Annotated in this window: 6 protein-coding genes; 5 read left to right on the top strand and 1 reads right to left on the bottom strand. The window is 41.6% G+C overall.

Going from position 1 to position 12,458, the window contains the following annotated elements; all coding sequences use genetic code 11:
* Positions 1 to 299 (top strand): IS3 family transposase (locus tag LY11_RS07610; RefSeq protein WP_146610814.1); only part of this gene is annotated, 299 nt, incomplete at its 5' end.
* On the opposite strand, the gene LY11_RS07605 is transcribed toward LY11_RS07610, so the two are convergent.
* A complete protein-coding gene (locus tag LY11_RS07605) occupies positions 300 to 710 on the bottom strand; it encodes a TolC family protein (RefSeq protein ID WP_111633114.1) in 411 nt (136 codons plus the stop codon).
* Between the two features lie 185 nt (positions 711 to 895).
* Here LY11_RS07605 and LY11_RS07600 point away from each other — a divergent pair, with 185 nt between their 5' ends.
* From LY11_RS07600 to LY11_RS07585, 4 genes are all read left to right on the top strand, one after another.
* Entirely contained in the window at positions 896 to 1,993 is a 1,098-nt protein-coding gene (locus LY11_RS07600; RefSeq protein WP_111633113.1) for a sensor histidine kinase, read from the top strand.
* Positions 1,962 to 2,699, top strand: a complete 738-nt coding sequence (locus LY11_RS07595) for a LytR/AlgR family response regulator transcription factor (RefSeq protein ID WP_111633112.1) — start codon at positions 1,962 to 1,964, stop codon at positions 2,697 to 2,699. The genes LY11_RS07600 and LY11_RS07595 overlap by 32 nt, the downstream gene beginning before the upstream one ends.
* A 570-nt stretch (positions 2,700 to 3,269) precedes the next feature.
* Entirely contained in the window at positions 3,270 to 8,531 is a 5,262-nt protein-coding gene (locus tag LY11_RS07590) for a beta strand repeat-containing protein (RefSeq protein WP_111633111.1), read from the top strand.
* 2 nt (positions 8,532 to 8,533) lie between these two features.
* Complete coding sequence (locus tag LY11_RS07585; protein WP_111633110.1) at positions 8,534 to 12,442, top strand: tail fiber domain-containing protein; 3,909 nt, start codon at positions 8,534 to 8,536, stop codon at positions 12,440 to 12,442.
* Positions 12,443 to 12,458: the final 16 nt, after the last annotated feature.

The raw sequence follows: 12,458 nt of genomic DNA, 5'->3' as shown, positions 1-12,458 counted from the left end.
GTGGAGTTCAGTACGCTTGCAATGAGTTCAGTTGTTTACTGGAAAAAAATCCATTCATCATCAGGAGCATGAGTAGGAAAGGAAATTGCTGGGATAATGCAGTCGCTGAGAGCTTCTTTAAGACACTTAAAGCGGAGTGTGTATATCAGCATAAGTTCACTGACAAAGAGCAGGCAGCACTTATCGTATTTGAATATATCGAGACTTGGTACAACCGTAAAAGACTACATTCTGCACTGGGGTACTTGTCCCCAGAAGAATTTGGGAAAAACTTAAATAAACAAAATATTGCCGCTTAACTAAATGTCAACTTTAATGTTGCAATTCCAGAGATCCTTTTGCTTAATATCAGTTTTCAGATAACCACCTTTATATAAGGTCCAGGAAGAAGCCAGGCCATAAGCACCTGAAGAATTAATAGCACTCGTTGTACCATTGGTATTCAGGTTATAATGGTTAAAAGATTGCGACGCTGAACCAGAAAGATTAGGTAGCAGTGCAGATTTTGACTGTAGTTCGTCTTGTTTGGCGCTTTCTGTAGATAGTCTTAATGTCTTTAACTGTATATTGTTTTCCTTTGCATATTGAAGGCAGGTAGCCAGATCCCATATCACTGGAATATCTTTAGTTGCCGTATCCTGAGCGAAACCCTGAAAGCAGGAGAAGCCAAGAAACAAAAAGAGCATGCTCTTTAGGGTTAATTGTGACATATGATGAGATTAAAAATCCGGTTTAACAGATCTAATTAACGTTAATTAACAAGGCGAAAAAAGTATAATCGACTGTTGGTTAAAACATACCGACAAAGAACGAAAGCTGAACGATGGAAAGATTTGCACCTATTACTATAGGTTGATTATCTTGCCCTAATAAATATAATTAAATTTTTGAATAGATGAATGCAGTAAAAAGCCGTTCCTATATTACCGTTCTTCTCCATCTTTTACTATGGATGCTATTTGCTTTTATCCTTCTTTTTTATATGCCATTAACATGGAGCATTACGGTGCCTCCTCAGTTCTGGATCAAGCAGAGCTTTGAGCTGGCCTTGCTCATTATTATCTTTTATGTCAACAGTTATATTTTTGTTCCGCAATTATTGATGAAGAATAAGTCTTTTCTCTTTTTGCTGATTATAGTTGTATTGGCCGCGCTGAGCAGTTTCCTGGTAAAATCTCTGGATGATGCCCTGAATTTACCCTTTCTGATTAACCAGGCATTTATGAAAATAGGGATTCCCAAGCTTCCTAAAGCAGGGAACAAGATGGATATTTTCCTGATCATGATGACTTTTTTAGTGATCGGGATCAGTACCAGTGTAACCCTGATCCAAAAATGGCAAGCCAATAAACAATTGCAGGAAGCACTGGAAAAAGACCGTATCGGATCGGAATTATCCTTTCTAAAAGCACAAATTAACCCTCACTTCTTTTTCAATACCCTCAATAATATCTATGCGCTAACCCATGTGGATGTAGAGAAATCCCGTAATGCCCTGCATAAATTATCAAGGATGATGCGTTATCTTTTGTATGATACCCAGGCAGGCAGTACCCCACTCAGTAAAGAAGTCTCTTTTATTGTCGATTATATTGAGCTCATGAAGCTTCGTTTGAATGATACCACTAAAGTAACTTTTGAAGGCCCGCTGATTAACAACGACATTCAGATCGCGCCGATGTTATTTTTACCTTATATTGAAAATGCGTTTAAACATGGTGTAAGCTCCACTTCCTCTTCGGTTATCGCTATTGAGCTGAGTATGGAAGAGGAAATTCTTGAAATGAAAGTACGGAACTCTGTTTTTAATGAAAACGCAGAGATTGCAGATAATTATGGAGGCATCGGGCTTACGAATACGAAAAGACGACTGGATTTATTATACCCGGGAAAGCACACTTTTTCGGCCGGTAAGACTGAAGATACCAATGAATTTATTGTTCACTTAACTTTGATACTTGATGATACTGAACTGTATAGCGGTAGACGATGAACCCTTAGCTCTGGGGCTGGTTTGTAGTTTTATTGAACAAACTCCTTTTTTACGCCTCGCAGGTAGCTTCTCCAGCGGAGTAACTGCGCTGACTATGATTCATGAACAGGAAATAGACCTGATCTTTCTGGATATTCAGATGCCTGATCTGACCGGCATTCAGCTGGCCCGTATTCTGGACAGGCAGCCTGGCAGTAATGGTCCGAGAGTAATATTCACTACAGCTTTTAACAACTTTGCACTCGAAGGCTATAAAGTCGATGCGCTGGATTATCTGCTGAAGCCATTTAATTATGAAGAATTCCTGATTGCTGCCAATAAAGGAAGGGCCTATGCGGAACTGGTGAAGCCTGCCCAGCAGTCAGTTGCCCAAACAGAACAGGAAGAAGAATATATTTTTTTAAAAGTTGAATACCACCTGGTTAGAGTAGCCATTAAAGACATCCTGTATATAGAAGGGCTTAAAGACTATGTGAAGGTTTACCTGGAAAACGCAGACAAGGCAATACTGACTTTAACCAGTCTTAAAGTTTTAGAACAAAAGCTCTCTCCTAAAATATTTATGCGGGTTCACCGCTCTTATATCGTGTCATTGGAAAAGGTGAACTCTGTGACCAAGAATAGTCTGAACATCGGCGCATTGAGTATCACTGTAGGTGAACAGTATAAAGACGCATTCAATACTTACTTAAGCAGGTGGATGTAATCCCTATAATTAACTTAAAGTTTCTAATTCTCTAAATTAGAAATCAATTCAACTTACCGGCTTTTTTATGAAAAAAGGAGTGGCCTCATTCCTTTTTCCGGTTTAATTCTGTTTTTATTCTGGAAATATAATTTAAAATTAATTAACTGATAGTCAAGTTGTTGGGCTGATTTTTTGCGTCATGCTGTGATGACTTTACTTATTGTACAATAAAATTCAGATATGGATTGGTAGCTTAGCTCCCAAATTGATAAATTTTTGCAGAAGTGCCCTTAACTATGGGGTTAAAATGCAAATATTCAGTGCTTAACGATTGTTCCTGTAAATATATTTCCAGTAATGAAAAAACATCTAAAGTATAACAAAAACGGTCTCTCTCTCCTAGTTTTCATACCACCTGAGTGTATGGATTATCAGAAGATTCCTGATTCGCAATTTTAATAATTTAACTGCTAACCTATAATTGGAAATGAATAAACGGTGTACTCTTGCTGAAGAGTAGGTCTGTTTATCCTCGTTTCCCCTTTTTGCTATAAAAATATAATCTACTATTTTAAATTCAATACGCTCATGAATAAAAAAGTTAAGCATTTTGCCGTGCTTATCGGATTGCTCTCTGCATTCGGTGCTAAAGCGCAAGTTGGAATTGGAACTAACGTTCCTGATGCAAGTGCCCAGCTTGAAATACTTTCTACTTCAAAAGGTCTTCTTATCCCAAGGATGTCGCTTTTACAACGTAACGATATCAATAATCCTGCCAATGGTTTGCTAATCTATCAGACTAACAGCTCATCAGGCTTTTATTTTTACAATAACGGACAGTGGCAGAGGCTGGTAAATAACTCAGAGTTAACTTCAGGAGGTAATGGAGCTAGTGGAAATAGTATCTTAAATGGAAATGTTGTGCCTTCTTCAGCTATAGGTTCAAACGGGGATTTTTATTTGAATACCAGCAATAATACTTTATATGGTCCTAAAGGATCAGGAAACTGGCCATCAAACGGGACAGTATTGGTCGGTCCAAAAGGAGATCCGGGTATTCAGGGTGCTCCCGGAATTGCAGGTGCACCGGGAGCTCAGGGAATTCAAGGTATACAGGGTATTCCCGGTGTCCCGGGGAATTCTTTGCCCGGAATAGGGAAAACAGTCACGTCGGGAGGGACGATAACGATTGGAAACGGTCAGGAAGCCGTGCTGAAAGACCTTACCCTTGACCTGGCAGACAATGCTGTTACCTCAGCTAAAATTGCAGACGGAACCATTGGCAATATTGATCTGGATAAAACCAATATCCCATTGAGTGGATTTGGAGTGCCAATTAAAAATGTGTCCTTAGGAGGATACAGACTTACAAATCTGGCCACACCGACAAAAGATCAGGATGCGGTAACTAAAAAATATGTAGATGACAAGCTGGTTACAGGACCGGTTAACCCTGGTGGGCAAATACCAGCGTTAAGCTATGATGGAGCAAGTAACTTATCTATAAAAGGCGGAAATACAGTAAGTCTTGAAAACCTGAATCAGTCTTTAAGCTTAGTTGGGACGGTATTATCTATATCGGGCCCAAGAAACAGCCAGGTAGATCTTTACTCTTTATTAAGCGATGGAAGTAGTGGCGGGCCAGTTGTCCATGATGCCTCTCTTACAGGGTTGGGAAACTTAAGCAAGCCATTGGGGCTATCCAATACAGGAGTTATTCCTGGTGAATACAAATCGGCAAATGTTACTATAGATGCAAAAGGCCGCATCACTTACGCAACCTCTGGTTCTGGCGGTAATATAGGGCAGGGTACTGTTACCTCTGTTTCGGTAACCCCGGCAAATGGATTTACCGGCTCAGTTGCAGATCCTTCAACGACCCCTAACATTACACTGGGAACTTCAGTAGAAGGTATTTTAAAAGGAAAAGCTGGAGCAATTACTGCCGCAGCCACAACAGGTACAGGCGCTATTGTTTTAAGTGACTCCCCAACCTTAGTGACTCCAAACATTGGAAATGCAACTGGCAATATCGACGGTACCGCACGTAATGTATCCGGTATTATTGCAATCACCAACGGCGGTACAGGTGCAAATAATGCACCCGATGCCAAAGCAAATTTAGGTCTGGGAAATGTGGACAATACTTCTGACCTCAATAAACCAGTTAGTGATGCCGTTAAAAATGAACTGAATAAAAAGATAGACAGCAATGCGCCGATAACTGCTGCTACTAAAACTAAAATAACTTACGATGCCAAAGGTTTGGTAACTAAAGGAGAAGATGCAACCACTGCTGATATTGCAGAAACAACGGATAAAAAATACGTGACCGATGCGCAACTTACCCTGATTAATAACATAACTAATGTTGGTAGCCAGACTGCACTTACTGTTCCTGTTACCCCAAAAGGCGCACTGGTTTCAACCAACGTACAAGCTGCATTAGAGGAATTACAAGGTAAGATTACCACTTCTACAGGCGGTGGAATGACAGGCGTTAAACATGACGCAACCCTAACCGGAGACGGAAATACAACAGACTTAAGTTTAGCTGACAAAGCGGTTACGCTGGCTAAAATGGCTGATGCGCTGCCAAATTCACTGATAGGAAATAGTACTGCAATAGCAGGTAAACCAGAATACATTACTGCTGGTAATGGGATTGCCATCAATGGTGGGACATTAGCAGTGAACATTCCTGAGGCGACGACAACCAAATCAGGGTTACTGACTCCGGCAGATAAAGCAAAACTGGATGGCTTAGGTAATGGCAATTATTCCTTACCAGCGGCTTCTGCAACTACCTTAGGAGGTATTAAAATTGGTGCAAACCTTAGTATTGATGCAGATGGCGTATTGTCTGCAAGTGGTTCAGGAAATATCACTGATGCCACCACAATAGCGAAAGGTAAAATTCAGTTAGCTGGCGATTTAACCGGAACAGCAGATCTGCCTCTTGTGGCAAATGATGCTATCACGACTTCAAAAATAAAAGACGGAAACGTAACAGATGCTAAAATAGCTACGATCAGTGGGAATAAAGTAACTGGAAACATCCCTGGAAATGCGGCGAATGTTACAGGAATTGTAGGTGTAGTTAACGGCGGTACAGGAGCAAACAGTCCTGATGGTGCTAAAAAGAACCTCGATCTGGATAAAGTAGAGAACACTAAAGATGCAGATAAGCCAATAAGTACAGCCACCGGATTAGCCCTGGGATTAAAAGAAGATAAAACAAACAAAAGTTCGGACATTAATGCAGATGCGCTTTCGGACATTAAATATCCAAGCGTGCTGGCTACTAAAAACTATGTGGATGCCAAAGTAAACGCTGCGGTTATCGGAGCCGGTGGTGTACCAGATGCAACCGCAAACATTCTGGGTAAAGTGCAATTAGCAGGTGATTTGAGTGGCGTAGCTTCCGCACCTACTATAGCAAATGATGCGATTACAACTGCAAAAATAAAAGATGGAAATGTAACCGACGCTAAAATAGCGACGATCAGTGGAAGTAAAGTGACTGGAAATATTCCTGGAAATGCTGCAAATGTTACAGGCGTAGTCGCAATCGCTAATGGCGGTACAGGAGCAAACGATGTGAGTACTGCAAAGAAAAACCTGGGACTGGAAAATGTTGACAATACTAAAGACGCAGATAAACCTATCAGTAACGCAACTAAAGCGGTACTCGATGGTAAAATCAATCTGGTAGAAAAAGCTGCCAGTAATGGAGTTGCAACTTTAGACGGAACAGGTAAAATCCCAACAAGTCAGATTCCCGCTATGGCCTTTTCATCGGTTGATGTTGTGGGCGACCAGGCGAGCATGCTGAATTTAACAGGAGCAGTAGTTGGAAGTACCGTAATCAGAACAGATCAGAGTAAAAGTTATGTGTTAAGAACTTTACCTTCTTCGGCGCTCGGTAACTGGGTAGAAATTCTGACCCCTTCAGCGTCTCCTGTACAATCTGTAAATGGAAAAATCGGAGCAGTAACTATTACTAAAACAGATGTAGCCTTAGGGAACGTTGACAATACGAAAGATATAGATAAACCTGTAAGTACAGCAACTTCGGATGCGTTACTTTTAAAAGAAGATAAAGTCAATAAAAGTGGTGACGTACTTGCAGACGCTTTATCTACAGTCAAATATCCAACTGTAAAAGCGATTAAAGATTACGTAGATAATAAAGTGACCGGAGGCGGTACTCCTGATGCAACTACTGCAGTAAAAGGTATTGTGAAATTAGCTAATGATTTAGCCGGTACAGCCGATTTACCCGTTGTAAAAGCTGTTGGCGGTTCAACTGCTGCGAACATCAATACCGCAACTATTGCTGCATTGGCTGCGACCAGTGCAAATACACCCAATACGATTGTTAAAAGAGATAACAACGGCAGTTTTATAGCCGGGACTATTACAGGAACACTGGATGGTAATGCGAAAACTGCTACTACCGCTATTTCAGCTGGAAAGCTTGTTCCGGGAAGCACCATTAACGGCGTTGCTTTTGACGGTTCAGCGAACATTGTGCTGCCCGTCACTGCAGATGCAACTAAACAAGATAAAAATGCAAATCTTACCGCAGTTTCCGGATTAACCACGACAGGTATTGTGGTTAGAACTGGTACAGGTTCGGCAACCACCCGCGCCATTCAAACAGGTGGAGGGTTGGCCATAACTAATGCAGACGGTGTTGCAGGAGATCCTACAATCTCATTACCTGCAACCGGGGTTAATCCTGCAACTTATACTTCTGCAAATATCAGTGTTGATGCACAGGGCAGGATCATCAGTGCTTCTAATGGTTCAGGAGGTGGTAGTGCTTACGTCCTACCTGCTGCAACTACTGCTGCTTTAGGAGGGGTTAAAGTTGGCGCAGGACTTAGCGTTGACGGAACAGGAAATATTTCTACCAAAACAGACCTGGGTTATACTGCTGATCCCGCTAAAGGTACGGTAACCAGCACTACAGGTGTTGCCGCTGTTATCCCGGCAGGATCAATTACAAATGCAAGTCTGATGATCCCTGCAGATAAAAATAAGCTGGATAAAATAGATGACATCGTAACCGCTACAGATGCAAATAAAGTATTAACAGTAAGCGCAGACGGAAAAAGAGCAAAATGGGTTACTCAGGCAGCTGGTGGTGGCAGTGCTACTGACCTGACTTATACTGCAGCACCCCTGCAAGGAACCATTACCCCGACTATACCAGGAAAAGCTGCTATCATTCCAGCCGCAACTGCAGTGGCAGCAGGTTTAATGCCAAATACAGACAAGATTAAACTCGATAAAATAGATGACATCGTAACTGCTACAGATGCGAAAAAAGTATTGACCGTGAGTGACGATGGTACAAAGGCGAAATGGGTAACTCCTGCGCCTGCAACCGGAGGAGGTGGAAGTAAAGTGATGGTTTATCATCCGGGAGGAAATGCTGGTAACAAGGTTTTCGTTCGTGCCACAGGATTAGGGGTAACTTTTGACAGAACAGCAGAAAAAATCACGATTGTGATTCCCGATGGAGTCACCCTGGAATACATGAAGATCTCTATCGTTCCACAAGACTTAGGGCCAAGAGGGACGAAACTTTACTTTAAAATACTTGATAAATCGACCACGAATATTATCAATACAGGGATAGAAAATGTTGTTGCCCCGATGATCCAGGTAGCTGATGTAACTGTGATTAACCCTATTGTGAATCCGGTCAATTCCATGTCTACCACAAGTTGGGCCTATACGATTGAAAATTATGCAAACGGACAATTAGAGTTTAATATGGACGGGTTTGCCAGTGCCCACTATGGTACAAACGGTGTTTACATAATGCTTAGATTTTAATTATGAAGCGTAGATTTCTCTTTTTTTGCATGAGTTTGTTGTTTACTTCTATGCTGGGCCACGCTCAGATGATTAAACAATTTAATGGCCATATCCTGATTTCTAAGGTCGAATATAAAAATCAGGGGGAATTTACCATCAAGGGAAATTTTAGTGACCCGGGCTTTAATTATACTGCGAATGATGTGAATGCAGGAGACGTGATTATTGATGTCATGGGTTCTTCTTATAAAATTCAGTCCCTTGTTTTGAACGGGGCTGAAATTACGGCGGAAACTAAAGCCCTGGAAAGTGCGAATCCGCAATTAGGAGAAGGGATTATTTATCGTCCTACCGGAAAAGGATTTCCTTTAATCACACAAGAAACCCCGGGAGCGATTCTTGTTAGTGCCATTAATACCGCAACGATCTCTATTGACAATAAAATCCCAAACTATGACTCCGGCACAAGTTTGCCGCAATCCAGCAATAAGATTGGCGATGTAATTATTTTATCTACAGATTCCAAAATTTACAAACTGACTGCTTCCGGATGGGGGCAGGTTTCCGAAAGTGGGATTCCGATGGACTATTCCTCTCCGGTATCCACAGCGCCGCCCGGTCAGAAAGGCGATTTAATTAAATCCTACTGGGACAATAAGTTTTATTACTTTGACGGCAGCAGCTGGCTTCCACCCAGTGAAAATTCCAATCTGCCCGGCCTTTCCAGATTTGGTGACGTTTACTTTGATACCAGTCAAAATAAACTCTTCATGTTCAGCAACGGAAAATGGTTAAATATCAGCGGATCTTCTACCCCTGGTGGTCCCGGTACAGAATTCCCCAGTAATACCAAACCCGGAGATCTCTACTTTAATACCGACAATAATACCCTGTATGTGCAGGATAATGCAAAAAAATGGGTAGAAGTTTCCTCTAACGGCTCTACACCCTCAGGCACTGTTAATCCAGATCCATCCGCAGAATATGTAAGAGAAGGAAATCTGTTCTACAATACCTCAGATCATAAAATCTATGTATATAACGGTACTGCGTGGTTACCAATTGATCTTTCCCTGCGTAGCGGACAAATCTTCATGGGAAACAGTTCTAACCTGGCAAGCGGCGTAAAGGTTTCTGGTGATGCCACCCTGAGTGCAGCCGGAAGACTGATTATCGAGAAGCTTGCCGTAACCGAAGAGAAACTTGATAAAGCAAATATTCCTTTAAGTGGTTTTGCAAACCCTGCAGACGATGTTTCCTTTGGTGATGGTGCCTCAAACTTCAAGATTATTAACCTTAAAGCTCCGACCGCACCCGCCGATGCAACAACCAAAGGTTATGTAGACGCACTATTCACTACACCAAGTCTTTTATCCTTACCCTTAAATAATCTTTTTGTAGGTAACATTTCCAATAAAGCTACCGCAACAGCAAAGAATATGATCCCAATCAGTGGTTTTGATAAAGCCATAGCGAATGTAGCTATGGGATCTGGTGTTGCAGGAGCTAACTTTAAAATTATTAACCTGGCTGATCCATCTTTAGCACAGGATGCAGCGACAAAAAATTACGTAGATAACCGTGTCATTGACCCGGGAAAACTGAGTCTTCCTAAAGGGAATATGTTTGTCGGAAATGACATTAGCACAGCAACAGCTGTAGCTAAAAATACGATTCCGTTAAGTGGCTTTGGTACTGCTGCTGCGGATATTGTACTGGGTGATTTTAAAATTACCAGCCTGTCTGATCCCGCAGCCGATCAGGATGCGGCAACTAAAAGTTACGTAGATAAAAAGAACATAGGTCCCGCGAATATCCTGTTAACAAAAGGAAACTTTTTCGTAGGAGATTTAACAGGAAAAGCAGCAGATGTATTAAAAAATACTATCCCTTTAAGTGGATTTGCAGCAGCGACCGCTGATATATCTATCGGTGGATTTGCCTTAAATAACCTGGCGGCTCCATTAGCAGATAATGATGCTTCCACGAAGAAATATGTAGATGATCTTTTCAAAACACCAGCTGCCCGCCTGGCACTGCCAACAGGGAATTTCTTTGTCGGTAATGCAACAGGAAATGCAGAAGCTACTGCAAAAAAGGTAATTCCTGTCAGTGGCTTTGCCAAAGCAACAGACAATATTTACATGGGGGATGCAACCACACAATTCGGGATCAGCTTCCTGAAAGACCCGATGTTTGATCAGGATGCAGCCACTAAAAAATATGTGGACGAGAAGATCGCTGCCCCTGGATCTTTAGTTTTAGAAGACGACCATATTTTTGTGGGTGATGCTTCCAATAAAGCAATCGCAGTAAATAAAAACGCAATTCCATTGAGTGACTTTGGAAATGCACTAAAAGATCTTTCGATAGGGAATGGAACAGCTAATTTTAAAATCACTAACCTGGCAGATCCAACAGCAGATCAGGATGCGGTAACCAAGAAATATGTAGACTCAAAAACCACTAAAACGCCAGTAGGGCCAACAGCACCCGGTACAGCAGTTGCAGGTGATACTTACTATAACTCTGCAGATAACCGCTTATACGTTTATAGCGGGAAAGACTGGGTACCTGTAGATAATAAACTAAACAGTACAGAGCTTTATGTTGGGGACGCTAAAGGTAACGCAGTTTCCACGCCTAAAACCGCAGTTCCGATCAGTGGATTCGGGGATGCGTTAGCTGATGTTTCTTTAGGAAATGCAACCGGCAATTTCAAGATTACCAATATGGCTGAGCCTACCGCAGATAAAGATGCGGTTACTAAAAAATATGTAGATACCAAAGCATCCAGAACGCAAATAGGCTCAACGCCACCCGCAACACCAATGGCAGGTGATCTTTTCTACAATATTGTTGAAAAACGTTTATACGTGTTCACTGGTAAAGACTGGGCAGCCGTTGAATACAAATTAGAAGACGGACAATTGTTTGTCGGTAATGCAGAAGGTAAACCAGTTTCCACGCCTAAAACCGCAGTTCCATTAAGCGGATTTGGTGTTCCTGCTGCCGATATATCTTTTGGTAACTTCAAGCTGACTAACCTTGCTGATCCGGCAACTGATCAGGAAGCAGCCACCAAGAAATATGTAGACTCAAAAACCACTAAAACACCAGTAGGACCAACAGCTCCCGGTACAGCAGTTGCAGGTGATTCTTACTATAACACTGCAGATAACCGCTTATATGTTTACAATGGTAAAGACTGGGTACCGGTTGACAATAAACTGGCCGATCAAAACCTTTATGTAGGTAATGCTTCAGGTATTGCCGTATCTACTCCTAAAAATGTAATTCCATTGAGCGGATTCGGTTCAGCACAAGCAGATGTATCTATGGGTAATTTCAAATTAACCAACCTGGTTAATCCGACCGCAAATCAGGATGCAGCAACTAAAAATTATGTAGATGCAGGCTTACTCTCCGCAGGTGCTAATGCTAAAGATAACCTGGGTAATCACAAAGCCACTGAAAGTATCAAGCTTTCTGTTTATGCCATCAGCAATGATGGTGTTGATGGAAAAGGACTGACTTTCGATACACAAGGTAATGCCAGTTTCGGACAAGACGTAACGGTTAACGGAAATTTTTATACTCCATCAGATAGCAGATTAAAAACCAATATTGAAACCTTAGGCAATGTACTTCAGAAAATCGATCAGCTCAGAGGCGTAAAATTTAAGTACAAAGACCAGCATAAATATGCTTCCGGAGCTAAAATTGGGGTCATTGCACAAGAACTTCAAAAAATATATCCCGAAATGGTGACCACAGGTAAAGACGGCTTTCTGAAAGTTGACTATACCCAGCTCACCGGTATGCTGATTCAAGCTGTAAAAGAACAACAAAAGCAAATAGATGAACTGCAAATCCGGATGAACAATCAGCAGGAGCAGATCAACAGTATTCTGAAAAAAATACAATAACAGGAATTAGGCATCA

Source organism: Pedobacter cryoconitis, from assembly GCF_003259615.1.
Taxonomy (GTDB): Bacteria; Bacteroidota; Bacteroidia; order Sphingobacteriales; family Sphingobacteriaceae; genus Pedobacter; species Pedobacter cryoconitis.
Note: the sequence above shows the minus strand (reverse complement) of the source record. Positions and strands in the feature narration are given on the sequence as shown.

Excerpts from the sequence above, each read along its gene's own strand:
- LY11_RS07605 (WP_111633114.1), bottom strand. The coding sequence starts at position 710 with ATGTCACAATTAACCCTAAAGAGCATGCTCTTTTTGTTTCTTGGCTTC.
- LY11_RS07600 (WP_111633113.1), top strand. The coding sequence starts at position 896 with ATGAATGCAGTAAAAAGCCGTTCCTATATTACCGTTCTTCTCCATCTT.
- LY11_RS07595 (WP_111633112.1), top strand. The coding sequence starts at position 1,962 with ATGATACTGAACTGTATAGCGGTAGACGATGAACCCTTAGCTCTGGGG.
- LY11_RS07590 (WP_111633111.1), top strand. The coding sequence starts at position 3,270 with ATGAATAAAAAAGTTAAGCATTTTGCCGTGCTTATCGGATTGCTCTCT.
- LY11_RS07585 (WP_111633110.1), top strand. The coding sequence starts at position 8,534 with ATGAAGCGTAGATTTCTCTTTTTTTGCATGAGTTTGTTGTTTACTTCT.